Origin of the sequence: Rubricella aquisinus (assembly GCF_014199445.1) — a bacterium.
GTDB lineage: Bacteria > Pseudomonadota > Alphaproteobacteria > Rhodobacterales > Rhodobacteraceae > Rubricella > Rubricella aquisinus.
In genome coordinates this window covers 52,710-76,601 of sequence record NZ_JACIJS010000011.1, presented here as the reverse complement: position 1 = coordinate 76,601, position 23,892 = coordinate 52,710, and the positions used below count along the sequence as shown (strand labels likewise).

Sequence of the window (23,892 nt, the reverse complement as noted above, 5' to 3'; positions counted from 1 at the left end):
GAAATGGTGATGCCGGGCGACAACCTGAAGTTCAACGTCGAGCTGATCGCCCCGATCGCGATGGAAGAGAAGCTGCGCTTCGCCATCCGCGAAGGCGGCCGCACCGTCGGCGCGGGCGTCGTCTCCAAAATCATCGAGTAATCCTCGACGGTTCGAACAAAAAGAAAGGGCCGCCCCGAGGGGCGGCCCTTTTTTGTTACACTGATGGAGTGGCGCGGGTTATTCCGCAGCCGTCCCCACCACACCCCGCGCGATCTGATCGGCTTCGATGGACTCGAACAGGGCCTTGAAGTTGCCCTCGCCAAACCCGTCATCGCCTTTGCGCTGGATGAATTCGAAAAAGATCGGGCCAATCACGGTTTTGGAGAAGATCTGCAACAAAATCCGCGTTTCCCCCCCATCGACGACACCCTCGCCGTCAATCAGAATTCCGTGCTTTTTCAGCTTTTCAATCGGCTCCTCGTGGCCAACGACGCGATCATGGCTCAGGTCGTAATAGGTCGCCGGCGGCGGCGGCATGAAGCGGATGCCATTGTCGTGGATCTGGTCGACAGAGCCATAGATATCCTCGGACGCCACCGCGATATGCTGGATGCCTTCGCCATTATAGCGCTTGAGATATTCGACGATCTGCCCTTTGTCGCCGCGATCCTCATTGATCGGAATACGGATTTTTCCGCAAGGTGAGGTCAGCGCACGGCTGAGAAGCCCGGTATATTTCCCCTCGATATCGAAGAAACGGATCTCCCGAAAATTGAACGTGTCGCAATAGAATTTGAACCACGTGTCCATATTCCCTTTCACCACGTTATGGGTCAGGTGATCGAGGTAATAGAAGCCAACGCCTTCCGGCTTGGGATCGCGCGCGCCGATCCAGTTGAAATCGGCATCATAAGGCGACCGCCCATCGTCGTAATTGTCGACGAAATACAGCAGCGAGCCGCCGATGCCATACACGGCCGGTGCATCAATGGATTTGCCATCGCCTGTATATTCCTCCGCACCAAGATCAAGCGCCCGCTTCAACGCCACCTGCGCATCAACCACGCGCCACGCCATCGCTGGGGCGCAGGGGCCATGATGCTCGACAAATTCCGCCGCGTGCGTGTCAGGGGCGCGGTTCACGATGTAGTTGATATCGCCCTGCCGGTAGAGCGTGATATCCTTCGTCTTGTGATGGGCGACGGGCGTGTAGCCCATCGACCGGAACAAGGTGTCGAGCTTCTCCGGCTCAGGATGCGCAAATTCGACAAATTCGAAGCCATCCGTTCCGGCTGGATTATGCTCGGAAATCGTAGCTTTCGGTGCGTTATGTGGAAACGGCCCCATGGCGGTCTCTCCCCTTATAAAATCCCTATGCGTGCGAGAATATCGGATAGTCGATGCGAACTCTGCGCAAATTGGACATCAATTTAGCGGAATCATGCGTTGATTTCGCGCGTGCCTGATGTATGAGTGGTATCTCACGCATAGACAGCATTGCCCCCGATGACGACATATGAGCCCCTCGATTCCAAGGATCAATTGATCCTTCGCCTGTTACAGGAAGATTCGCGCATGACAGCCGAGGCGCTGTCCCAGCGTGCCTACCTGTCACCAAGCCAATGTGCCCGGCGCAAACAGCGGCTGGAGGAAGCGGGCTATATCGTTGGCTATTCGGTGATCGTGGATGCGGATCGTGTCGGCCTTCAGGTCGAGGCATTCATCCAGGTCGAAATGGCATCGCATAGCCGCCAGAATGCGGATGATTTTCGCAAATTGATCCGCAAACGGGATGAGGTCACCTCCGTTTGGACCCTGACGGGAAAGACGGATTACATGCTGCGCGTGTTCGTGACCGATCTGAAGGCGCTGAATGTTTTTGTGCAGGACATTCTGTTGACCCATCCCGCCGTTGTGCGCGTGGAAAGCCAGATCGTGATGGACCGGCTCAAGGAAAACGCGCCCCTGCCATCGGCAGAGACGCACCCGGTCGTGAAAGAGGTCGGGTAATCAGGCCGCTTTTGAGCGCTCAATCTCCGCTTTGAGCGCATCCATCAGCTTTCCAAGGAACTCGAATGATTTCGGGTCACTCAGTTGACCGTTCTCATCAAATGCCTTGTTCGCGCCGGCAATCATCACCTCCGGCCCAGGCAGGATGCGGGCCATATGCGGCGTCAGGCAATGGCGCAGGGAGAATTGCGAGCGTTCGCCCCCGGCACGGCCCGCCGCCGCACTCACAATGGCCACCGGTTTGCCGTTCAGCGGATTGGGTTTCAGGCGGCTCAGCCAATCGAGCGCGTTTTTCAGCCCGCCCGGCAGGTTCTTGTTGTATTCGGGGGTGGAAATGACCAGCGCGTCCGCTTGGGCGATTGCCTCGGCCAATGCGGTGACCTCCGCCGGGATGCCCTCCGCCTCCAGATCCTCATCAAACAGGGGCAAGCGGATATCGCCCATCACAAACGTGGCCGGGGCAAAGGCGCGCGCGGCCTCCTTCACCAACAGCGTGTTGGACGAGCCCCTGCGCAAGGATCCCGAAATACCGGCAAGCGTGTAATCAGTCATAAAGTGCGTCCGTTCCTGTGTATTTGCGTTGCGGCAGGACGTAAGGCCAAAACCGCGTTCCGCAAGGCCACCCTCTGGATTTCCCATATGTTGTGGGCTGGCCTGCGTGCAGGCGTAGATATGCCATGATTGCTTGACTCGCATCATGGCAGGCCGGAACATTGCATTTGATGGAATCGGCAAAGGGTCGCCCCCGTGCAATTCACCAAACTCAGGCTTGTGGGCTTCAAAAGCTTCGTTGATCCGACGGAGCTGCTGATCCATCGCGGCCTAACCGGTGTGGTGGGGCCGAATGGCTGCGGCAAGTCCAACCTTCTGGAGGCGCTGCGTTGGGTGATGGGTGAAAACCGGCCAACCGCGATGCGCGGCACAGGGATGGAGGACGTTATCTTTGCCGGGGCGGCCTCACGACCCGCGCGCAACTATGCCGAAGTGACGCTGACGGTCGATAATTCGGATCGTCTCGCCCCGCCCGCTTTCAACCAGACAGACAAGCTTGAAGTCGTGCGCCGGATCACCCGCGACGCAGGCTCCGCCTATAAAGCAAACGGGGCAGAGGCGCGGGCGCGCGACGTGCAGATGCTGTTTGCCGATGCCTCGACCGGCTCGCATTCGCCCGCTCTGGTCCGGCAGGGTCAGATTTCGGAACTCATCAACGCAAAGCCGCGCGCCCGGCGGCGCATCCTTGAGGAGGCTGCGGGCATTTCCGGGCTCTACCAGCGGCGGCATGAGGCGGAACTGAAACTGAAGGCCACCACCGCCAATCTGGAGCGCGTCGATGATGTGTTGGGCCAGCTTGAGGGGCGGTTGCAAAGCCTCGCTCGGCAGGCCCGGCAAGCCGCCCGCTATCGGGAGATTGCTGGCGAATTGCGCCAATCGGAAGCCTTGCTGCTCTACCGGCGTTGGCGTGAGGCCGAAGCGGCCCATCGCGACGCGGATCAGGCGCTGACCGAGGCGACGGCCAAGGCTGGGCGCGCGCAAGCAGAGGCCGCCGCCGCCGCCCGCACCCGCGCCGCCGCAACCGAAGCCATGCCGCCCTTGCGGGAAGAGGAGGCCATCGCGGGGGCCGTGTTGCAGCGCCTGACGGTGGAGAAGGACACGCTGGACGACCGCGAAAACCGCGCCCGTCGCGCGATTGAACGGCTCAAGCAGACGATCCAGACGTTGGAACGCGATATCGAGCGCGAACAGACGCTGAATAAGGACGCGGGCGAAACCATCGACCGGCTGGATTGGGAAGAGCGCGCGCTGAAAGAGGCCTCCGCCGGGCAGGAGGACGCTCTGCGCGCGGCCAGCGCCAAAGCGACGGAAGCCGCAGGCGCGCTTGAGGCGCAGGAAGCGCAGCTTGACCGGCTGTCCGAGGACGCAGCCCGGCTCAAGGCCCGACATCAGGCCGCCGAGCGTCGTCTTGAAGAGGCCCGCCGGGCAGAGGCAAAGCTGACTGATGAATTGGCACGGGCAGAAGCACAATCGCGCGACATCGCCACCGAACTCACCGCCGCCGCGGACCGGGTGATCGCCGCGCAAAAGGCGCGCGCGCTGGCGGAGGAGGCCGCAAACGACGCCGAAACCACCCTCGCAGCAGCAGAGACCAGCCGATCTGCGGCCCAAACGGCGGAAGCCGACGCGCGCGCCGCCCTGTCCGGAGCCGAAGGGGAGGCCACGGCCCTGCGGGCTGAAGTCGCCGCCCTCGACCGGCTATTGGCGCGGGAGGCCGGATCGGGGGCGCAACTGCTGGATGAGGTGCGCGCGGCCCCGGGCTATGAAGCGGCACTTGGCGCGGCGCTTGGCGATGATCTCAAGGCACCGCAATTGACCGAGGATGGCACCGGCTGGACCGGACTGGAGGGGTACGCCAACCCCACGCCGCTGCCCGCCGGGGCCGCCCCCTTGGCCCCCCATGTCACGGCGCCAGCCGTTTTGGCGCGGCGGCTTGGCGCGATCGGGGTTGTGGCGGCTGCGGACGGTGCGGCCCTTCAGGCCGATTTGAAACCGGGTCAGCGGCTCGTCAGCCGGGAGGGCGATTTGTGGCGTTGGGACGGGTTCCGCATTGCGGCAGCCGATGCTCCATCCGCTACGGCGCTGCGGCTTGAACAGCGCAACCGCCGCGACGCGCTTGCCGAAACGCTCGCTACGGCGGAGGCCGCGTTGCAGGAGGCCGCCGCACGCCACGCGGAGGCGCGCGGCGCCCTACAGGCCGCGACCGAAGCGGATCAGGCGGCCCGGCGCGCGCGCAAAGACGCCGATGAGGCGCTGACCAACGCAACCCGTGCGCTGTCCCGGGCGGAGGCCGATCAGGGCATGCTCGATGGTCGGGCGGAAACCCTGCGCCTTGCCGTGGAGCGGCGGAAAGAGGAAATGGCGGATGCAGCGTACCTACGCGCGGAAGCCGAACAGGCGGCAACGGAGTTGGATGACCTCGGCGCGGTCGCAAGCGCCTTGGAGGAGCAGAAAACCATCGTTGCCGAAGCGCGCGCGACGATGATCGCGGCCCGCTCCACAGCGGATGAAGTGCGCCGCGAGGGCGATGCCCGCACCCGGCGGATCCAGCAATTGACCAAGGAATTGTCCGGCTGGCGGCTCCGGCTCGACACTGCGGATAAGCGGATCGCGGAATTGTCCGAACGGCGGGACCAGTCCCGCGCCGAGCTTGCCTCCGCTAGTGCCGCACCAGATGAGATCATCGCCAAGCGCGCCGAAGTGCAGGAGGCGCTGCGTGTGGCCGAGACCCGGCGCAAGGCCGCGGCGGACGCGCTCGCGGTCGGGGAGACGGCGTTGAAACAGGCGGATGAGGCCGAACGCACCGCCGAGCGGGCCGCGTCCGATGCTCGCGAAGCGCGCGCCCGCTCCGAAGCGGTGTCAGAAGCCGCCGCAGCCCATGCGGCAGAAACGGCAGAGCGCATTCGCGAAGATTTGTCCGTCGCGCCTGAAAAACTGCTCGAAACGCTCGATGCGGACCCGGAGAAAATCCCCTCTGCAGAAGCGATCGAGATGGACATCATCCGCCTTCGGCGTCAGCGCGATGCGCTTGGCGCGGTGAACTTGCGCGCGGATGAGGACGCGCGGGAGGTGGAAACCGAACGGGCCGAACTCGCCGCTGAGCGGCACGATCTGGGCGCTGCGGTCGATACGCTCAAGAACGGCATCGCAAGCCTGAACAAAGAGGGGCGGGAACGGCTGCTCGCGGCTTTTGACGAGGTGAACGCGAATTTCGGGGAGCTGTTCCGGCATCTTTTCGGCGGGGGCGAGGCGAAACTGGAGCTGATCGAAAGCGACGACCCGCTGGAGGCCGGGCTGGAGATCATGTGCCAACCGCCGGGCAAAAACCTGTCCACCCTGTCGCTTCTGTCGGGGGGCGAGCAGACCCTGACGGCGCTGTCGCTGATCTTTGCGGTGTTCCGCGCGAACCCGTCGCCGATCTGTGTGCTCGACGAGGTGGATGCGCCGCTTGATGATGCGAATGTCACGCGGTTCTGCGATCTGCTGGATGAGATGACCCGCCAGACCCGCACCCGTTTTCTGATCATCACGCACCACGCGGTCACCATGGCGCGGATGGACCGGCTGTTCGGGGTCACGATGGCAGAGAAGGGCGTGAGCCAATTGGTCAGCGTGGATCTGACCCGCGCTGAAGAAATCGTGGCGAGTGCGTGAGACCGGGGAAGCCTCCGGCGGGGTATATTTGAAGAAAGTGAATTAGCCGGTCAGTTCATCCGCGATGAACCGCTCAAGCGCGTCGAGGTCGCTGAGCGCGATCTGGCCAAACGACTCCATCCAAAGGGCCGCCGGGGCGATGGCATCGGGGTCAAGCCGGCACCATTTTTCGCGCCCCCGTTTTTCCTGCACGATGAGGCCCGCGCGCGCGAGGATCGTGAGGTGTTTGGAGACAGCGGCCAGCGACATCTCAAAAGGGTCGGCAAGCGCATTGACGGGTGCGTCGCTTTCCAACAGCCGGGCGAGGATCGCGCGGCGGGTCGGGTCCGCGAGGGCCGCGAAGGTGGTGTCGAGATGGGCGGAAGTGTCAACCATGCGGTTAAGTATCACCAGCGCCGTTGAATCATCAACCATTTGGTTGAATTTGTGCATTCGGTGGGTTTTGCCCGGAATTGGGAAAGGAGAGCCTGCGCCCGCAGGTCGCACTCGATAATTTTGCTTTATAAAACAGAAGGTTAGACCCGTCGCGATCTTCGGTAATACGCTTGACACCTGACAGAACGCTCCGTAGTTTCCGCCCAACTCCGGCGCTGACTGGTGTGTGTGGACAGATTGAGGGAATGGGACGTGAGCGACACACCTGACCCCGATGATCTGACAGCCCTAGATGAACGGATCGAGGCTGCGCGGCGTGCGCGGGCACCCAAACCGGCGAAGGATACGAAATACAATCAGGCCAACATGGCCTGGCACATGGTGATCGAGTTGGTGGTCGGAATGACCATCGGCCTTGGGATCGGATGGGGGCTGGACAGCCTGTTTGGCACATTGCCTCTCTTCCTGATGATCTTCGGTCTTTTGGGATTTGCGGCGGGCGTCAAGGTGATGCTGGAAACCGCACGGGATATTCAGGCGCGGGCGGTTGCACGCGCAGAGCAGGATCAGGCCCCGATGGGCCAAGATAAGGGCGAGGGCTGACATGGCAGGCAAGTATGTCGAGGGTGAATTCAACATCCACCCGATGGACCAGTTCAAGGTTGAGGGCTTGTTCAACGGTGGGGCGACCCCTCAGGGCTTTGCTGATCTGTTCATGATCACGAACCAGACGTTGTGGATTGCGCTGACCGTTCTGGCGATCATCGGGCTTATGGTTCTTGGCTCCCGCGGGCGGGCGAACGTGCCGACGCGGATGCAGTCTGTGGCGGAGCTGACCTACGGCTTTATCTACAAGATGGTGGAGGACGTGACCGGCAAGGATGCCGTGAAATACTTCCCCCACATCATGACGCTGTTCCTGTTCATCCTGTTCGCGAACCTGCTCGCACTCATCCCGACCAGCTTTTCCGTGACATCCCATATCGCTGTCACCGCCGTGCTGGCGCTGATGGTGTTCGTGAGCGTGACCGTGCTCGGCTTTGTGCTGAACGGGGTTGGGTTCCTGTCGATGTTCTGGCCCAAGGACGCGCCTGCGGCGCTGCGTCCGGTCCTCGCGATCATCGAATTGATTTCCTATTTCGTGCGCCCTGTCAGCCACTCCATTCGTCTTGGAGCAAACCTGATGGCGGGCCACGCGGTGTTGAAAGTGTTTGCCGGTTTTGCGGGCGCGCTTGGCCTTGGTGCCGTGTTCCCGATCTTTGCAATCACTGCCATCTACGGGCTTGAAGTGCTCGTGGCCGTTATTCAGGCATATGTCTTTACCATCCTGACATGTGTCTATCTGAAAGACGCCCTGCATCCGCACCACTAAGCGGGCGCAAGGCATAGTTTCCAGCCATTCCAACCTGAAGGAGAGATCATCATGGAAGGCGATATCGCAGAACTGGGTAAATTCATCGGCGCGGGCCTCGCATGCATGGGCATGGGCGGCGCAGGCATCGGTGTGGGCCATGTGGCCGGCAACTTCCTCGCGGGTGCACTTCGCAACCCGGCAGCTGCTCAGGAGCAGACCGCAACGCTCTTCATCGGCATCGCGTTTGCCGAAGCGCTCGGCATCTTCTCCTTCCTCGTTGCACTGCTTCTGATGTTTGCTGTCTAAGACAGCAATGACACGATGCGTGGGGGGATGACCCCCGCGTGATCCTTCAGGGGGTCGGGGGATAAGACCCCGACCCGGCAGACTACGCGGAGGCGAAGCATGGCTACTGAGGCCGCAACTGGCGCAAGTTCCACACCCGGAATGCCGCAGCTTGATATCGGCACGTTCCCGAACCAGATTTTCTGGCTTCTGGTCGCGCTGGTCATCATTTTCTACGTGCTTAGCCGCGTAGCCCTGCCGCGCATTGGCGCCATCATTGAAGAACGGCACGACGGGATCGCCAACGATCTTGAACGTGCAGCGGATTATCGCCGTCAGGCCGAGGAGGCGGAAGCCGCCTACAATCAGGCCCTGATCGACGCCCGCGCAGAAGCACAGCGCATCGCCGCAGCGGCGAAAGCGGACGTGCAAAAGGATATCGACGCGGCCATCGCAAAGGCCGACGCTGAAATTTCAGCCCAATCTGCTGAATCCGAAGCCCGCATCGCGGAAATTCGGGACAGCGCGATGGAAGCTGTTGAGGCCGTCGCAAAAGAGACCGCGCTCGCGGTTGTCGGCGCAGTCGATGCCGACATGGCCGATGCGGATGCAGTCAACGCGGCGGTTGCCGCCCAGATGAAGTGAGGGGGACGATATGAGCTATCTCTATAACACCGATATCGTCGTCGCCATCGGCTTCGTCATCTTCATCGCCCTGCTGGTGTACCTCAAGGTGCCCGGCATGCTGGCGAAGATGCTGGACGACCGCGCCGCAAAGATCGAAGCGGATATTGCCGAGGCACGCACGCTGCGCGAAGAGGCGCAGCAGGTGCTGGCCTCTTACGAGCGCAAGCAGAAAGAGGTGGAAGACCTGACCGCCTCCATCGTTGCGAAAGCGCGCGAAGATGCCGAAGCCAACGCCGTGCAGGCGAAAGCTGACCTTGAGGTCGCGATTGAGCGCCGCATTCAAGCGGCGAAGGATCAGATCGCATCGGCCGAGTCTGCTGCCGTGAAAGCGGTGAAGGATCAGGCGGTTGCCGTGGCTGTCGCCGCCGCATCTGACGTGATCCGAGCCAAGATGGACGCGGGCAAATCCGGCGCCCTGATCGACAAGTCGATCGAGACGGTCAGCGCCAAGCTCCATTAAGACGACCACAAGGTCGCGAGGGACACGAAAAACCCCGGCAGCCATAACGGCGCCGGGGTTTTTTCATATCATCGGTTGCGCGCGTGGTATTCGGGGTTTGGCCGCATGTCGATGGCCGATGCCATGCGGTTCGTCATGTTGAAGAAACTCGCCACGGCGGCGATGTCCCAGATATCCCGATCCGTGAAGCCATGATCGCGCAGCGCGGCGCGGTGCGGCTCTTCGATGCGGTAGCTGGCTTCGGTCATCTGCACGGCGAAATCCAGCATCGCGCGCTGGCGCGGCGAAATCTTCGCGACGCGGTAATTCATCACCAGCGCCTCCCCCAACGCCGGATCGCCCGACAATTCGCGCACAGCCTGCCCATGGGCGACAAGGCAATAGAAACACTTGTTCACCGAGGACACCGCCACGGCGATCATCTCCCGCTCCAGCTTTGTCAGGTTGCTGTCAGCCAGCATCAGGTCGTTATATATCCCGGTAAAGGCGTTCAGCTTGTCGATGTCATGGGCATAGGAGCGCAGGACATTCGGCACCATGCCGAGCTTTTCCTCGCAAATGCGGAAATACTTGGCCGTGCTCTCCGGCAATGGATCGGCCTCGCGAAGGTCAAGGGCAGTGGGGCGGTCTGTCATGATGCATCCTTATCTCTGATCCGGTAGTGGTAGCGGGAAATCTCCGTAAAGCCCATCCGGGTGTAGAGCGCGCGCGCCGGGGCATTGGCCTCTGTCACCAAAAGCACAAACCGGTCCGCCCCGTGAGCCGCAGCCCAGCGTGCCGCACCCAGCGTCATATCCCGGCCCAACCCGGCCCGCCGGGCCCGGGTCGCGACATAGAGCGCATGCAGCACCGCGCAGCCATCCGTGATCGCGACAAAACCGCAGCCCGCCGCGCGATCCTCAAGCCGCCCCATGATGTAGGATTTCGGCCCACGCGCGCGGGCCATCACGGCAAGGCGCGCGGCGTTGATGCCTTCGCCCTGCCAGATCTCCTCCATCACGGCGAGTGGTGCGTCACAGGGAATAGCACGCAAAGGGGGCAGGGGGGCCGCACATAGCGCGTCCAAGGGGGCTTCCATCGCCAAGGTGGGATCCTTGACCGCATATCCCGCCGCCTCTGCCGCAGCATCAAGCGCGGCCTCCCCCGCGCGGATCATCAAAAGCGGCGGCGTCAGATCAGGCACCATGCCCGGCTGCGTTGCGGTCGCCGCATTCACCCGATTGCCCGCCCCCGGAGAGGCCCGCCATGTCCAGCCATCCCGCACCTGCATCTGCGCAGAAGGCCATGTACCGTCGATCAATCCGGTCAACTCTGTTGCTGATATTTCGCTTTTCGTTTTCATAGATCAGACCTACAACGTTTCCCACGATCCCGTCTATCGGGGTCGCGTTCTCAGGGCGGGGTGAAAGTCCCCACCGGCGGTTACAGCCCGCGAGCGGCCCTCCTGTGAGGGTGTCAGCAGATCCGGTGAAATTCCGGGGCCGACGGTGAAAGTCCGGATGGGAGAGAGCGGCACGGGCCTGTCTGGGCGCGTGACGTCTCCTTTTGCCTTAACGGTCGAAATGGAGGGAAACCGAATGACCAAACCAATTAGAATAGCGTGGATCGCCGCGCGCTGGCATGCCGATATCGTGGATCAGGCGCTGGTGGGCGCGCGGGCCGCATTCGGGAATGCGAATGTGGAGATTGACGTCTTTCCGGTGCCCGGTGCGCTGGAAATTCCGCTCAAGGCGCAGCGATTGGCGCCGGATTATGACGCCGTGGTCGGATGTGCGTTTGTGGTGGATGGTGGCATTTATCGCCATGATTTCGTGGCGCAATCCGTGCTGGACGGGATTGTCCGGGTGGGTCTGGGGACGGACACGCCGGTGCTGTCCGTGGTGCTGACGCCACACCATTTCCAGCCCACCGCAGAACATCAGCAGTTCTTCGCCGCGCATTTCGTGGAAAAAGGGGCAGAGGCCGCGCGGGCCATCCTGATGCTCAGCGATGAGGCACAGCAGGTGCAGGCCGCGTGAATGAAAAAGGGCCGCGTCACGATCTGACGCGGCCCTTTGATAAGCATTCCGGTTAGTTTAGCGGCTATTCACGGTCGGCAGATCAGCGATCAGACGGTCGAGGTTCCCACCCCGTGCATCAAGTTTTGACGCGATTTCCTGCCGTTCCGTCTGGAGGAGGGACAGGCCCTCCACCACGATATCGACCAAGAGGGCCTCCCCGCTGCGGTCGCTGAATTGCCATTCAACAATCACTGGGGTTTCGCCCGTGCGGATCAATTCGCTGTTGACCACGATGCCGCGCCGCCCGATGTCGAGCGCGCCGGTCACTTCGATCTCATGATTGTTGAACCGCTCGAACTGCTGGCCATATTTCTGCGCGAGATAGTCGCCAAAGGCGACGGTATATGCCTCTTTCTGCGCATCGGTGGCTTCGCGCCATGTGATCCCTAGCGCAAAGCGCGCGATGCTGGGCATATCCGCATAGCGATCCATCGCGTTGCGGAAGGCGATGATCTTCTCATCGAGCGTGCGCTCACTTTTGGCAAAGCCGAGGATTTCTTCGACCACCTGTTCGGTGAGCACCTCTGCCTCATCCGTGGTCAGCGCGGCGGCGGGCACCGGCGTGAGAGCAATAAGGCCCGCCATCAGGCCTGCCGCGAGCGATGCACGAAGGGATGTCATCATAATGCGTACTTTCAATCTGTCTTACTCAGCGTAAATATCCACGAAATCGTCTTCGGTGGCCGGGCCAGTGCGCCCTGCGCGCCGCTCAACCTGAATTGTCGCGGACCGGACGGCTTCGTAGCTGTCATCGCTGTCGTACAAGAGTTGGTCAATGCCGGGGGTCAGTTCAAGACGCGTGTCGATAACATCTCCGACAGTGACGGCCGTGCGGGTCTGGGCGGCTGGAACATCGTAAATCGAGAGCGGGTCAAGGAAAATATCGACGACACGCCCCCCGACAGAGCGCGCAGAGCCCGGACCAAGCACTGGCAATTCGACATAAACACCTTCGCCCATTCCCCAACTGCGCAAAGTTTCGCCGAAATCACCGTCGGTGCGCGCGATCCCCATCTCCGTCGCGGGATCAAGGATGCCACCGAAGCCGAAAATGACATTCATAGCGAAGCGAGTAAAATTCGCCGCCGATTCCTCGATCCGCCCCTGCAAGAGCGTGTTCACCGTGTCGCCGGGCAAGGAAAAGGTTTCTGCGATATTGCCCACACCTGCCTGAAAAATATCAGGGGTCGCTGCATAAGCGCGGGAGGCCGGGCGCAATGCGACCGTATCCAACCCTTTGTTAAATCCATGAAAAGCGCGGTTTGCAGGCTCAAGCGGGTCGTTGATCAGCGCGGTATCATCGCTCTGTGCTGGGGTAGAGCAGGCCGCAATCATCGGAATAAATGCCGCGATCAGCGCCAAGCGGCGCAACGAGGGGGAGAAAGTCTGGGGCATCTTGTCTCTTTCAGGTGGAATCACATCGACCATAAGCCAAACGATGTGTCTTTATAAATTGTTCCGATACTCTTTCGAGCGTATGTGTGGCAATGCCATACTGACGACAAACAATTCGTTGATTTGTCGCAATGATGACACGCAAGGGGCGATATTGGAATGGCCGAGCAAGATCATAAAAAAGGGCGGAAGGAATTGCGCGATGGGCTGAAACAGTCCCGCAGTCTGTTTCTGATCGTCGCGCTGTTTAGCGTTTTTGCGAACCTCCTGATGCTGACCGGGCCGCTGTTCATGTTGCAGGTCTATGACCGGGTATTGGCCAGCCAGTCCGAGGCGACGCTGGTGGCGCTGACCGGTCTTGTTGTTCTTTTATACGGTCTGATGGCGGTTTTGGATTACGCACGGGGGCGTATCCTTGCGCGGATCGGGGCGCGGTTTCAGACGATCTTTGACAAGCGGGTGTTTGACGCGGTGATGCGCCGGTCGGTCGATCCGGGCTATCGCAACCGGCCCGCGACCAGCGTGCGCGATCTGGAGGCGATCCAGCGGGTATTTTCCAGCCCGGCAGCCTTTGCCGTTTATGACATCCCGTGGACCCCGATTTTTCTGGCGGCGATCTTTATCTTTCATCCCATTCTGGGCTGGTTCGCCGTGGCAGGCGGCAGCGTTCTGATCTTTGCCACCATCCTCAACCAATGGATCACCCGACGTCCGCAGGAAGACTACCAAAAGGCCAGCGCCGTGGCGGAGAATTTCCAGACCTCCGTGCGCCGCGATGCGGAGGTCGTGCAAAGCCTCGGGATGCGCAAATCCGTGCTCGCCCGTTGGCAGGAAAACCGCAACAAGGCACTCGAATCGAGCATCTATGCCAGCGATGTCGGCGGCACGATCCAGAATTTCACCAAAGCGTTCCGCTTTTTGCTTCAGTCAGGGATGCTCGCCATCGGTGCGTGGCTTGTGTTGCAGCAGGAAATGACGCCGGGCGCGATGATCGCGGGGTCCATCCTTCTGGGCCGCGCATTGGCACCGGTGGAGCAATCCATCTCCCAATGGCCATTGGTGCAGCGCGCCCGATCCGGTTGGCTGGCACTTGCGGAGATGCTGGAGCGTATCCCCGAAGAGCCGGACCACACCGCCCTTCCGAAACCCAAGGCAAAGATAGAAGTGATCGGCGTTTCCGTCACGCCGCCGGGGGAGCGGACGCCGACCTTGCGTAATGTCAGCTTCCGACTTGAACCGGGACAGGCCCTCGGCGTGATCGGGCCGAGTGCTGCCGGAAAATCCACGCTGGCCCGTGCGCTCACGGGGATTTGGCCAACCGTGACCGGCTCTGTCCGGCTGGACGGTGCAGCCCTTGATCAGTTCGCGGATGATGTGCGGGGGGAGCATATCGGCTATCTGCCGCAGGATGTGGCGCTGTTCGATGCCTCCGTGGCCGACAATATCGCGCGCCTCTCGACCTCCCCCGACGCGGAGCAGGTGGTGATCGCCGCGAAAAAGGCGGGTGCGCATGAGATGATCCTCAAACTGCCCGAAGGGTATGACACCCGCATCTCCGCCGGGGGCAGCCGCCTGTCGGGCGGGCAAAAACAACGGCTTGGGCTTGCGCGGGCGATGTATGGCGATCCGGTGCTGATCGTTCTGGATGAGCCGAACGCGAACCTTGATTCCAGCGGCTCCGCCGCGCTCAACGCCGCGATTGACCAGATGAAGGCGGCGGGCAAAGCGGTCATCATCATGGCCCATCGCCCCGCCGCGATTGCGTCCTGCGATCTGTTGCTCGTGCTGGATCAGGGCATGGCCAAGGCATTCGGGCCGCGCGACGATGTGCTCAAGGAAACGTTGAAAAACTATAAGGACGTGGCGCCCAATATCGCGGCGGGCGCGCCGGGCACCGCTGCCCGCTTGCCGCAAGGGGCCGCGATGCCCACATCCAACCCGATCAAGACGGGAGGCACCGCATAATGGCGACCGAGCAACCAAAATGGGGCGCAAGCCGCCAGATCAGTATCGGTATGCTGGGGCTGTTGGTGCTGGTGGTGGGCGTGGGCGGCTGGTCCGTTCTGACCACGATTGCGGGTGCCGTGATCGCGCCCGGCATGTTGGAAGTGCAGTCAAACCGGCAGGTCGTGCAGCATCCCGATGGGGGCATCGTCGGGGAAATTTTCGTCGAGGATGGCGATTTTGTTGAGGCGGGCCAAACGGTGATGGTGCTCGACGATTCCATCCTGCGCTCGGAACTCGCGATCATCGAGGGGCAATATTTCGAACTGCTTGCCCGCCGCGGTCGGCTTGAGGCGGAAAGCGAAGGCAAGACCGAGATCACCTTCGTGGAGGAGGTGCTGGACCGCGCGCTGAGCGATGCCCGGGTGTTTGACATCATACAGGGGCAAAGCCGCCTCTTTCAGGCCCGGATCGAAACACAAGAGCAGCAGGTCAACCAGTTGCGCGAACGGCAAACCCAGATCCGCGAGTTGATCGCCGGGCGGGAGGCGCAGCTGGTCGCCCTCAACGAACAGCTTGACCTGATCAAGCTGGAGTTGGCCGATCTGCAATCTCTGCTGGACCGTGGCCTTGCACAAGCCAGCCGCGTGCTTGCCCTGCGCCGGGAAGAAGCCGGGCTGCGCGGTCAGATCGGGGAATTGCGCGCCTCCGTCGCGGAAAGCCGGGGCCGGATCGCTGAGATCGAGATCGAAATCCTTGGCCTCACCACCCGCCTGCGCGAGGAGGCGATCACCGCCCTGCGCGACCTTCAGGCGAGCGAGAGCGAATTGCGCGAACGGCGGCTTGCGACGCTTGAGACGCTCTCTCGGCTCGAAATCCGCTCTCCCATGTCGGGGTTTGTGCTGGACCGGCAGGTCCATGCCCAACGCGCCGTGATCCGCTCTGCCGAGCCGCTGATGTATATCGTGCCGCAAGACAGCCCGCTGGTCATCACCAGCCGGGTCGAGGTGCAGCATATTGATCAGGTGAATATGGGGCAGGACGCGAATTTGCGCTTCTCCGCCTTTGATGCGCGCTCAACGCCCGAGATTTGGGGCGTTGTAACGCGAATTTCCGCCGATGCGATCATGGATGAAAACACCGGCCTGACCTATTACGAGGCGCAAATCCTTCCCAAAGAGGGGGAGATCGAGCGCCTTGGCGATGTGGAACTGATCCCCGGTATGCCGGTTGAGGCGTTTATCCAGACGGGCAGCCGATCACCGCTAACCTTCCTGACCAAGCCGCTGACCGACTATTTCACCAAGGCGTTCAGGGAGGGGTAAGGGCTCTTGGCATTCGGGCGTGCGCGCTCTACCGTCCCGTCCAGATTCAGCCTCAACAGGAGTTATTACCATGACCGGAACGATTGACGCGCGCCTTGCCGAACTTGGCATCACCCTGCCGGAGGCTCCGATGCCTGCGGCCAATTACGTCCCCTTCGTGCAGACCGGCAACCTTGTCTTTATCTCCGGTCAGGTGGCCAACGGGCCAGGTGGGCTGATGGTCGGAAAACTCGGCGCGGGCTACGGGATCGAGGATGGTCAGGCGGCGGCGCGGGCCTGCGGGTTGAACCTCATTGCACAGCTCAAAGCGGCCTGCGGTGGCGATCTGGATCGCGTGACCCGTGTGGTGAAACTCAACGGCTTCGTGAACTGCACGCAGGAATTTGCCGATCATCCGAAGATCGTGAACGGCGCATCCGACCTGATGGTCGAAGTGTTCGGCGACAAGGGCCGTCATGCGCGCGCCGCCGTCGGCTCCTCCTCTCTGCCCTTTGGTGTGGCGGTTGAGGTCGAGGGTGTGTTTGAGATCGCATGACCCCGCTTCATCCCACTTTCCTGACCCTGCCGCTTGCCCATCGCGGCTTGCACGACCGGGCGAAAGGCCGCGTGGAAAATTCCCGTGCGGCCGTCCGTGCGGCGGTGGAGGCAGGATATGGGATCGAGGTGGACATCCAGCCATCGGCAGACGGTGTGCCGATGGTGTTTCACGATTACGACCTTGCGCGCCTGACTGGGGCGCAAGGCTTCATCAAATCGAAAACCGCTGCGGAACTGGGCGAAATCACGCTGACCGACGGCGGAGAGACGATCCCGACCCTTGCTGAAATCCTTGAGATCGTCGCAGGGCAAGTGCCGCTTTTGCTGGAGGTGAAGGATCAGGACGGCACGCTTGGCCCCGCCATCGGCGCGCTGGAAGAGGCGATTGGCCGTGTGATCGCGGGCTATGACGGCCCGCTGGCGCTGATGTCCTTCAATCCCAACAGCGTGCGCGTGTTGGGCGGGATCGCGCCCGATGTGCCGCGCGGGCTGGTGACGGACCCGTTTCGTAAAGACTACTGGCCGATGGTGCCGCCCCAGCGCCGCGCGCGGCTGGCACTGATCCCGGATGCGCTACCCTTGGGCGTCAGCTTTATCAGCCATAACCGGGCGTTTCTGGATGCGGCCCCTGTCGCCGCGCTCAAGGCACGCGGATTGTCCATCCTGTGCTGGACCGTGCGCAGCGCACAAGAGGACGCCGCCGCGCGCCGCATTGCCGATAATGTGACCTTTGAGGGCTACCTGCCCGGTTGACGCCGCCCGCCCCCGCGCCATGTGTGGGAGGGAGACGGAGGCCCGCATGAAAGACACCGACACGATCGAGATCAGCGTGCTGACCTCCCTCGCTGACATCGCGGCAGAGGATTGGGACGCCTGCGCGGCCCCCGGTGAGGGTCGCCCGATTGATCCCTTCACCACCCACCGGTTTTTGCGCGCGCTGGAACGCTCCGGCTCTGTCGGGACGGGCACGGGCTGGCAGCCGCGCCACCTTGTTGCACGTCAGGGCGGGGAGGTGATCGCGGTGATGCCCCTTTACGCCAAGGGGCACAGTCAGGGCGAATATATCTTCGATCACAACTGGGCCCATGCCTATGAGCGCGCGGGCGGGCGGTATTATCCGAAATTGCAGGCCGCCGTGCCCTTCACCCCCGCAACCGGACGCCGGTTTCTGGTCAAGCCCGGCCATGAGGAAACGGGCATGGCCGCATTGATCGAAGGGGCAGCGCGGCTTGCCGAACAAAACGGCGTGTCGAGCCTGCATATCACTTTCTGCACCGCAACGGAGGCAGAGCAGGGCAGCGCCATGGGCCTGTTGCGCCGCACGACACAGCAATTTCATTGGGAAAACGACGGCTATCGCGATTTCGACGGCTTCCTTGCAGCCCTTTCCTCGCGCAAGCGTAAAACGATCCGAAAGGAGCGCACCACGGCGCAGGGCTTTGGCGGTACGATCCATTGCCTGACGGGGGGCGCAATCCAGCCGGAGCATTGGGATGCGTTCTGGGAATTCTATCAGGACACCGGCGCGCGCAAATGGGGCACGCCCTATCTGACCCGCGTGTTTTTCGATGAGGCACAGGAAAGCCTGCGCGACGATATCCTTCTGGTGATGTGCGAGCGGGATGGGTGCTGGGTCGCGGGCGCGATGAATCTGATCGGGCGGGAAACCCTGTTTGGCCGCTATTGGGGCGCGCTTGAGCACCATTCCTGCCTGCATTTCGAGGTCTGCTATTATCAGGCCATCGACTTCGCCATTCAGAATGGCATGTCCCGTGTCGAGGCGGGCGCGCAAGGCGAGCATAAGCTCGCGCGGGGCTACATGCCGACGCCAGTGCATAGTCTGCATTGGATTGCCGATCCGGGCTTTCGCACCGCGATTGAAAACTATCTGGTGGAGGAACGCCGCGCCATTGATCAGGATATCGAGATTCTGACCGCCTATGGCCCGTTCCGCAATGAACAACGAGAGGAACAGGACTGATGGCCGACAAACTGACTGATGAGGCGCGCGACACCAAACTCGGGCCGCTGATGACCGCCGGTTGGGCGCATGACGCGGAGCGGGACGCGCTGACCAAAACTTTCAAATTCGCGGATTTCGCGGAAGCCTTCGCCTTCATGACCCGTGTGGCCATCGTCGCGGACAAGATGGATCACCACCCCGAATGGTTCAACGTCTACAACCGGGTCGAGGTCACGCTGACCACCCATGACGCGAACGGGCTGTCTGATCTGGATGTGAGCCTCGCCACGACGATGGACGGGTTCGCCTAGATCACGCGCCCCGCGCAACAAAAGCCTTCGTCCGTTTTTATGCGGCTCTTATGCCGATGGTCGGTCCCAAAATTGGCCCCGCTGGTCTGCAATTTTGCGGCAGCACATATCGCAAAGTACGGGTCGACTCGTGAATTTTCGTGTAACGCGGCGGGGCGGAGGCCGGCCCCGCCCCGCCCCTACCAAATCAAAGCTGGTCGAGCAGTGCTTCACCTGCGGACAATTCGCATACGCCGGGGCTTTCTTCGACGTTGAGATGCGTGACCTTGCCATCCTCAACGACCATGGAATACCGCTTGGAGCGGCTCATCAGGCCCGCGGGTGGTGCGGTGAAATCCATGCCGATGGCAGTGGTAAACGCGCTGTCCGCGTCACCGAGCATCGTGATACCAGCGGCAGTGGCACCCGTGGCCTCCCCCCATGCGGCCAGAACGAACGGGTCGTTCACGGACACACAGGCAATTTCATCAATGCCCTTATCCTTGAGTGCGGCGTGGGTGCGTATAAAGGACGGAACATGCGCCGACGAACAGGTCGGCGTGTAGGCGCCCGGCACTGCAAACAGCACGACGCGGCGGCCAGCGGTCATGTCGCTCAGGGACACGCTGGCGGGGCCATCGGCCGTCATCTTCACGAAGGTTGCAGAAGGTAGGGTATCCCCAACGGAAATCGCCATGCTCATATCCTTTCACGATGCATTGCAAAACTCTCTTGGGGATATAGGGTCGCGCGGCAGGAACGCCAGCGAATAGGTGCGAAAATGGATCAGCGGATCGTGGTGATTGGAGCAGGGCAGGCAGGGGCGTCGCTTGTCGCGAAGTTGCGGGATTTGGGCCATACCGGCCCCTTGACCCTGATCGGCGCCGAGCCTGCGCCGCCCTATCAGCGCCCGCCCCTGTCCAAGAAATATCTGCTGGGCGACATGGCGCTGGAGCGGCTCTATCTGCGGCCCGAACAGTTTTATGCCGATCAGGGGATCGGCCTGCGCACCGCCACGCGGGTGGCGCGGATCGACCGCGCGGCGCGCCATGTGGTGCTGTCGGATGGGGAGGTGTTGGCCTATGACCAGCTTGCCATCACGACCGGCTCCGTCCCCAATCGCCTGCCTGCCGCAATCGGCGGGGCGCTGGGCGGGGTGCATGTGATGCGCGATCTCGCTGATGCTGACGGGATCGCCCCGGAATTTGCCGAAGGCCGCCGCGCGCTCATCATCGGTGGCGGCTATATCGGGCTGGAAGCCGCCGCTGTGGCTGCAGCACGGGGCGTCACGGTCACGCTGGTGGAAATGGCAGAACGCATCCTCGCCCGTGTCGCCGCCCCTGCAACAGCGGATTATTTCCGCGCGCTCCATACCGCCCATGGTGTCGATATCCGCGAAGGCGTCGGGCTGGAACGGCTCATCGGCGACGGGCGCGTGTCGGGGGCCGTGTTGACCGATGGCACGACGCTTGATCTCGATTTCGCGCTGGTGGGCGTGGGCATCCGACCCGACACCGTTTTGGCAGAGGAAGCCGGGCTTGAGATCGACAATGGCATCCGTGTGGACGGAGCCTGCCGCACCTCCGATCCCGCGATCTTTGCCGCTGGGGATTGCACGAGCTTTCCCTATCGCGGCGGGCGCATCCGGCTCGAATCTGTCCCCAACGCCATTGATCAGGCAGAAGCCGCCGCCGCTGCGATGCTGGGCCAGCCGGTTGCCTATGAAGCGCAGCCATGGTTCTGGTCCGATCAGTATGACGTGAAACTGCAAATCGCGGGCCTCAACACCGGCTATGAGCGCACCGTGATCCGCCCCGGTGCGCGGGATGGTGCGCAATCGGTGTGGTATTATGCAGGGGAGCGATTGCTGGCTGTGGACGCGATGAACGAGCCGCGCAGCTATATGGTCGGAAAGCGGATGATCGAGGCTGGCACCTCACCCGATCCTGCCGCCGTGGCCGATCCCGCGACGGACCTTAAGGCGCTGATGCGGTAAGAAGCTGGATGATCGTGCTGCCATAGCGGCGCACATCTTCCAGCATGAACCCGGGGGGAGGGGGGCTTTCCACGCTGTCCTCCCAGACAACGAGCGCGCTATCCGTCAGCCAACCGCCCTGCCGCGCAGCGGCAAGCGCCCTTGCCCCCAATCCCTTGCCATAGGGCGGATCAAGGAACACCAGCGATGCAGGCTCTGCTGTGCAGGGGCCGAGCGCCGTCGCGTCCTGCCGCAACAGCGTCACCCGGTCCGCCACATTGAGCGCGCGCATGTTCTGCTGGATAAGCCGCGCGCCGGTCTTTCCATTCTCGACGGAGGTGAGGTGCACCGCCCCCCGGCTCAGCGCCTCAAATCCGAGCGCGCCGCTGCCAGCAAACAGATCGAGCACCCGCGCACCCACGGGCGGGGCAGGTGTGGCATAGCCGCCATGGGCGATCAGGTTGAACACCGCCTCGCGCACACGGTCGGTCGTCGGGCGCAGATGGGCCGCATCATCGCCCGCGCCCAAATTGGCCAGCGCCGCACCGCGCAATGATCCACCCACAATTCTCATGCCCCACCCTCTGCCATGAGGCAAAGCCCGGGCGCAAGCATCTGATAGCGCAGAAAATGCGGCTCTTTCACCCTGAGGGGTGAAGTCTGCCCCCACGCGCGCTGGCTACACCTTGGGACAGAGAGAGCGCTGGGTCTGTGTTTTTGGCCCCCGATGCCCCCTCGCCCCCACAGACTTTAAGGAGATCACAGATGAAAAAACTTGCCCTGACCCTCGCTGCGACCGCGTTTGCCGTATCCGGCTGCATGGGGTCCGATGTTGCCGGCACTGCCGGGTCGCTGATGCCAGCCCTTGGTGGCGGGAACGCCAACGCGAATACGGCGGCAGCCCTGCTCAACACCGTCGCCACGAACCAAGGCGGCGCGATCACGACCGGCACCGCGCAGAATGCAGCAGCAGCGCAGGCCGTATCCGCGATGACAGGCGGTGTCGCCGGGACAAATATCGCCGTCCCGAATTACGCGCAGGCCTATATGTCGCTGAGCTGCGACCAGATTCAGGCCAATATCGCCGCACAAGCCTCCCAGCCGCCAGTCGCGGGCATGGCGGGCCTCTTTGGCGCGCTGCGCGGCGGCACTGGTGCGGCCAACCTGTTGAACGCCGGAAGCCAGCTTGCCACCCATGGCTCCGAGGTTACTCGCGGGCTTGAGGCCGCAGCGGCGGCGAAGGGCTGCTAACCCAGCCCCTATGGGGCAGGCGGCTACCCCCCCCTCACTCTGTCGTCGCCTGTCCCGTTTCCATGAACCGCAGCAGAGCGGGCACGAGTTGATCCGCCGCGTCCTCTTGCAGGAAATGCGCGGCGTTTTGCGTTGTGAAATGAGCCTGCCCTCGCGTGCCGGGGATGTGTTTTAGGAAGGGTTTGTCCAACCCACCAAGGATCAGATCCTTATCCGAAAAACAGCAAAGGAACGGTTTGTTCCATTCTCGTAATACGGCCCAGGCGGCCAGTTGATCTGCCCGCGCGGGGTCATCGGGCGTGGTGGGCACAAGAGCGGGAAAGGCGCGTGCGCCTGCCTTATACGCCTCATCGGGGAAGGGCGCGTCATAGGCGGCCTGTTCGGCCTCCGTCAGGCCACGCGCGGTCCCCTTGTGCACGATCCGCCCAATGGGAAAATCGGGGGAGGATTGGCTGAACGCCTGCCATTGCAGGAACGCCTCTGAGGGCGCGCCATCGCCCGTCGGCAGCGTAGTGTTCCCCGCCATGATCCGCGCAAACCGATCCGGCATCTCCGCCACCACGCGCAGCCCCAACAATCCGCCCCAATCCTGCAGGAAAACAGTGATCCCCCGCAGATCGAGTGCCATGATGAACGCGCTCAACCACGCCACATGCCCGGCATAGGAATAGGCCGCGCGGTCAGCGGGCTTGTCTGATTTGCCAAAGCCAATCAGATCGGGCGCGATCACCCGGCAGCTCGCATCGGCCAGTGGCGGGATGAAATGACGGTAAAGGTAGGACCATGTCGGCTCCCCATGCAGGAGCAGCACCACAGGGCCATCCCGTGGTCCCTCATCGACAAAATGCATCCGCAGGCCATCGACGGTCAGGTAATGCGGTGCGAAACCATAGTCCGGCAGCCCCTCGAACCGGGCCGCGTCGGTGCGCAGAATGGTCATGCTCTGTCCTCCCCCGGTGACAGTGCCGGGGGAGGACAGGTTTGGCAATTATTCCGGCGCTTTGGTCGTGCGCAGATAGGGGAACACGGCGGTGAATTCGCCGAATTTCTCTTTCGCAGCCTCATTAGACACGCTGGGCGGAATGATCACATCCTGCCCGGTGGTCCAGTTCGCGGGCGTCGCGATGCCATGCTTGGTGGAGGCTTGCAGGGCATCAAGCGCGCGCAGGATCTCCGCAAAGTTGCGGCCAACGGTCATCGGATAGGTCATCGACAGTTTCAACTGCTTGTCCGGCCCGATGATAAAGACGGAGCGCACGGTGGCGCTGTCCGCCGGGGTGCGCCCATCGGGCAGATAGGCTTCGGCGGGCAGCATGTCATAGAGCTTGGACACCTCCAGCCCCTCATCCGCGATGATCGGGAACGTCGCCTCTGCCCCGGCAAAGGTGGAAATGTCGCCCTTCCACTTCTTGTGATCCTCGACGCCATCGACGGAGACGCCGATCACCTTGGTCCCGCGCTTGGCCCATTCATCGGCAAGCTGGGCGACCGCACCGAATTCAGTGGTGCAGACGGGGGTGAAATCCTTGGGGTGGCTGAACAGGATCGCCCAGCCGTCCCCGATCCAGTCGTGAAAGTCGATGGTGCCTTCGGTCGTTTCCGCAGTGAAGTTCGGAACGACATCATTGATGCGCAGGGCCATTGTGAATGCTCCTCTCATGGGTTGCGTTGGGCAGAGGAGTAAGCCGTTTGTTCCTGTCTTTCAACGGGAGGCGGGGCGGGAAGGGAGGATGTTCCGCTTTCGGTTTCCGCGGCGAAACAGGGTTCCGCACGGGTCGCGAAATCAAGGCAAA

General features: G+C 62.2%; 28 protein-coding genes and 1 riboswitch. Of the genes, 17 read left to right on the top strand and 11 right to left on the bottom strand.

Annotation, left to right across the window (positions count from 1 at the left end):
• Positions 1 to 141: EF-Tu C-terminal domain-related protein (locus FHS89_RS15185; RefSeq protein ID WP_484592927.1), on the top strand; the 141-nt coding region annotated here is incomplete at its 5' end.
• A 78-nt stretch (positions 142 to 219) separates the two neighbouring features.
• On the opposite strand, the gene hppD is transcribed toward FHS89_RS15185, so the two are convergent.
• Complete coding sequence (gene hppD, locus FHS89_RS15180; RefSeq protein WP_184012977.1) at positions 220 to 1,329, bottom strand: 4-hydroxyphenylpyruvate dioxygenase; 1,110 nt, start codon at positions 1,327 to 1,329, stop codon at positions 220 to 222.
• A 159-nt stretch (positions 1,330 to 1,488) separates the two neighbouring features.
• Here hppD and FHS89_RS15175 point away from each other — a divergent pair, with 159 nt between their 5' ends.
• Positions 1,489 to 1,992, top strand: coding sequence for an Lrp/AsnC family transcriptional regulator (locus FHS89_RS15175; RefSeq protein ID WP_184012976.1), 504 nt, complete (start codon positions 1,489 to 1,491; stop codon positions 1,990 to 1,992).
• On the opposite strand, the gene FHS89_RS15170 is transcribed toward FHS89_RS15175, so the two are convergent.
• On the bottom strand, positions 1,993 to 2,544 hold the full coding sequence (locus tag FHS89_RS15170) for an NADPH-dependent FMN reductase (RefSeq protein WP_184012975.1): 552 nt from the start codon (positions 2,542 to 2,544) through the stop codon (positions 1,993 to 1,995). It abuts the gene before it with no gap.
• A gap of 195 nt (positions 2,545 to 2,739) precedes the next feature.
• On the opposite strand from FHS89_RS15170, the gene FHS89_RS15165 reads away from it, so the two are divergent.
• Positions 2,740 to 6,198 (top strand): AAA family ATPase, encoded by a 3,459-nt coding sequence (locus FHS89_RS15165; protein ID WP_184012974.1) that lies wholly within the window; start codon positions 2,740 to 2,742, stop codon positions 6,196 to 6,198.
• Between the two features lie 42 nt (positions 6,199 to 6,240).
• Here the strand turns inward: FHS89_RS15165 and FHS89_RS15160 are convergent, their stop codons facing one another.
• Positions 6,241 to 6,612, bottom strand: a complete 372-nt coding sequence (locus tag FHS89_RS15160; protein ID WP_246413963.1) for an ArsR/SmtB family transcription factor — start codon at positions 6,610 to 6,612, stop codon at positions 6,241 to 6,243.
• Between the two features lie 213 nt (positions 6,613 to 6,825).
• Between FHS89_RS15160 and FHS89_RS15155 the strand changes: the two genes are divergently transcribed.
• The 5 genes from FHS89_RS15155 to FHS89_RS15135 all read left to right on the top strand — a co-directional run bounded on the left by FHS89_RS15155 (position 6,826) and on the right by FHS89_RS15135 (position 9,359).
• On the top strand, positions 6,826 to 7,176 hold the full coding sequence (locus FHS89_RS15155) for an AtpZ/AtpI family protein (RefSeq protein ID WP_343051515.1): 351 nt from the start codon (positions 6,826 to 6,828) through the stop codon (positions 7,174 to 7,176).
• 1 nt (position 7,177) lies between these two features.
• Positions 7,178 to 7,945 (top strand): F0F1 ATP synthase subunit A, encoded by a 768-nt coding sequence (locus tag FHS89_RS15150; protein WP_184012973.1) that lies wholly within the window; start codon positions 7,178 to 7,180, stop codon positions 7,943 to 7,945.
• Between the two features lie 51 nt (positions 7,946 to 7,996).
• On the top strand, positions 7,997 to 8,233 hold the full coding sequence (locus FHS89_RS15145) for a F0F1 ATP synthase subunit C (RefSeq protein WP_184012972.1): 237 nt from the start codon (positions 7,997 to 7,999) through the stop codon (positions 8,231 to 8,233).
• 99 nt (positions 8,234 to 8,332) lie between these two features.
• Positions 8,333 to 8,857, top strand: a complete 525-nt coding sequence (locus FHS89_RS15140; protein ID WP_184012971.1) for a F0F1 ATP synthase subunit B' — start codon at positions 8,333 to 8,335, stop codon at positions 8,855 to 8,857.
• A gap of 10 nt (positions 8,858 to 8,867) precedes the next feature.
• The gene (locus FHS89_RS15135) at positions 8,868 to 9,359 is read left to right on the top strand and encodes a F0F1 ATP synthase subunit B family protein (RefSeq protein WP_184012970.1); all 492 of its coding nucleotides are present in this window, start codon (positions 8,868 to 8,870) and stop codon (positions 9,357 to 9,359) included.
• 68 nt (positions 9,360 to 9,427) lie between these two features.
• Here the strand turns inward: FHS89_RS15135 and FHS89_RS15130 are convergent, their stop codons facing one another.
• Positions 9,428 to 9,994: a peroxidase-related enzyme gene (locus FHS89_RS15130; protein WP_184012969.1), complete on the bottom strand. Its 567-nt coding sequence runs from the start codon at positions 9,992 to 9,994 to the stop codon at positions 9,428 to 9,430.
• Positions 9,991 to 10,701: a GNAT family N-acetyltransferase gene (locus FHS89_RS15125; RefSeq protein ID WP_184012968.1), complete on the bottom strand. Its 711-nt coding sequence runs from the start codon at positions 10,699 to 10,701 to the stop codon at positions 9,991 to 9,993. The genes FHS89_RS15130 and FHS89_RS15125 overlap by 4 nt, the downstream gene beginning before the upstream one ends.
• A gap of 42 nt (positions 10,702 to 10,743) precedes the next feature.
• Positions 10,744 to 10,874: riboswitch (FMN riboswitch) on the top strand.
• Positions 10,875 to 10,921: 47 nt separating this feature from the next.
• Here FHS89_RS15125 and FHS89_RS15120 point away from each other — a divergent pair.
• Positions 10,922 to 11,377 carry a 6,7-dimethyl-8-ribityllumazine synthase gene (locus FHS89_RS15120; RefSeq protein ID WP_281376708.1) on the top strand — a complete coding sequence of 152 codons (456 nt, stop codon included), beginning with the start codon at positions 10,922 to 10,924 and terminating at the stop codon, positions 11,375 to 11,377.
• 57 nt (positions 11,378 to 11,434) lie between these two features.
• On the opposite strand, the gene FHS89_RS15115 is transcribed toward FHS89_RS15120, so the two are convergent.
• Positions 11,435 to 12,040, bottom strand: coding sequence for an MlaC/ttg2D family ABC transporter substrate-binding protein (locus FHS89_RS15115; RefSeq protein ID WP_184012966.1), 606 nt, complete (start codon positions 12,038 to 12,040; stop codon positions 11,435 to 11,437).
• A gap of 24 nt (positions 12,041 to 12,064) precedes the next feature.
• Positions 12,065 to 12,814: an MlaA family lipoprotein gene (locus FHS89_RS15110; RefSeq protein ID WP_184012965.1), complete on the bottom strand. Its 750-nt coding sequence runs from the start codon at positions 12,812 to 12,814 to the stop codon at positions 12,065 to 12,067.
• Between the two features lie 159 nt (positions 12,815 to 12,973).
• Between FHS89_RS15110 and FHS89_RS15105 the strand changes: the two genes are divergently transcribed.
• The 6 genes from FHS89_RS15105 to FHS89_RS15080 all read left to right on the top strand — a co-directional run bounded on the left by FHS89_RS15105 (position 12,974) and on the right by FHS89_RS15080 (position 18,894).
• The gene (locus tag FHS89_RS15105; protein ID WP_184012964.1) at positions 12,974 to 14,779 is read left to right on the top strand and encodes a type I secretion system permease/ATPase; all 1,806 of its coding nucleotides are present in this window, start codon (positions 12,974 to 12,976) and stop codon (positions 14,777 to 14,779) included.
• Positions 14,779 to 16,083, top strand: coding sequence for an HlyD family type I secretion periplasmic adaptor subunit (locus tag FHS89_RS15100; protein WP_184012963.1), 1,305 nt, complete (start codon positions 14,779 to 14,781; stop codon positions 16,081 to 16,083). Before FHS89_RS15105 ends, FHS89_RS15100 begins: the two co-directional genes overlap by 1 nt.
• A gap of 70 nt (positions 16,084 to 16,153) precedes the next feature.
• Positions 16,154 to 16,618, top strand: coding sequence for a RidA family protein (locus tag FHS89_RS15095; protein ID WP_184012962.1), 465 nt, complete (start codon positions 16,154 to 16,156; stop codon positions 16,616 to 16,618).
• A complete protein-coding gene (locus tag FHS89_RS15090) occupies positions 16,615 to 17,373 on the top strand; it encodes a glycerophosphodiester phosphodiesterase family protein (RefSeq protein ID WP_184012961.1) in 759 nt (252 codons plus the stop codon). The genes FHS89_RS15095 and FHS89_RS15090 overlap by 4 nt, the downstream gene beginning before the upstream one ends.
• A gap of 46 nt (positions 17,374 to 17,419) precedes the next feature.
• On the top strand, positions 17,420 to 18,601 hold the full coding sequence (locus FHS89_RS15085) for a GNAT family N-acetyltransferase (protein WP_184012960.1): 1,182 nt from the start codon (positions 17,420 to 17,422) through the stop codon (positions 18,599 to 18,601).
• Complete coding sequence (locus FHS89_RS15080) at positions 18,601 to 18,894, top strand: 4a-hydroxytetrahydrobiopterin dehydratase (RefSeq protein WP_184012959.1); 294 nt, start codon at positions 18,601 to 18,603, stop codon at positions 18,892 to 18,894. The genes FHS89_RS15085 and FHS89_RS15080 overlap by 1 nt, the downstream gene beginning before the upstream one ends.
• A 187-nt stretch (positions 18,895 to 19,081) precedes the next feature.
• On the opposite strand, the gene FHS89_RS15075 is transcribed toward FHS89_RS15080, so the two are convergent.
• Positions 19,082 to 19,570 (bottom strand): peroxiredoxin, encoded by a 489-nt coding sequence (locus FHS89_RS15075; RefSeq protein ID WP_184012958.1) that lies wholly within the window; start codon positions 19,568 to 19,570, stop codon positions 19,082 to 19,084.
• Positions 19,571 to 19,654: 84 nt separating this feature from the next.
• On the opposite strand from FHS89_RS15075, the gene FHS89_RS15070 reads away from it, so the two are divergent.
• Positions 19,655 to 20,869: an NAD(P)/FAD-dependent oxidoreductase gene (locus tag FHS89_RS15070; protein WP_184012957.1), complete on the top strand. Its 1,215-nt coding sequence runs from the start codon at positions 19,655 to 19,657 to the stop codon at positions 20,867 to 20,869.
• Here the strand turns inward: FHS89_RS15070 and FHS89_RS15065 are convergent.
• Entirely contained in the window at positions 20,850 to 21,422 is a 573-nt protein-coding gene (locus tag FHS89_RS15065; protein WP_184012956.1) for an RsmD family RNA methyltransferase, read from the bottom strand. The two genes, FHS89_RS15070 and FHS89_RS15065, sit on opposite strands and share 20 nt — an antisense overlap.
• Before the next feature lie 191 nt (positions 21,423 to 21,613).
• Here FHS89_RS15065 and FHS89_RS15060 point away from each other — a divergent pair, with 191 nt between their 5' ends.
• Positions 21,614 to 22,099 (top strand): hypothetical protein, encoded by a 486-nt coding sequence (locus tag FHS89_RS15060; RefSeq protein WP_184012955.1) that lies wholly within the window; start codon positions 21,614 to 21,616, stop codon positions 22,097 to 22,099.
• A 34-nt stretch (positions 22,100 to 22,133) separates the two neighbouring features.
• On the opposite strand, the gene FHS89_RS15055 is transcribed toward FHS89_RS15060, so the two are convergent.
• Positions 22,134 to 23,039: a haloalkane dehalogenase gene (locus tag FHS89_RS15055; protein ID WP_184012954.1), complete on the bottom strand. Its 906-nt coding sequence runs from the start codon at positions 23,037 to 23,039 to the stop codon at positions 22,134 to 22,136.
• A 48-nt stretch (positions 23,040 to 23,087) separates the two neighbouring features.
• Positions 23,088 to 23,741, bottom strand: coding sequence for a peroxiredoxin (locus tag FHS89_RS15050; protein ID WP_184012953.1), 654 nt, complete (start codon positions 23,739 to 23,741; stop codon positions 23,088 to 23,090).
• Positions 23,742 to 23,892: the final 151 nt, after the last annotated feature.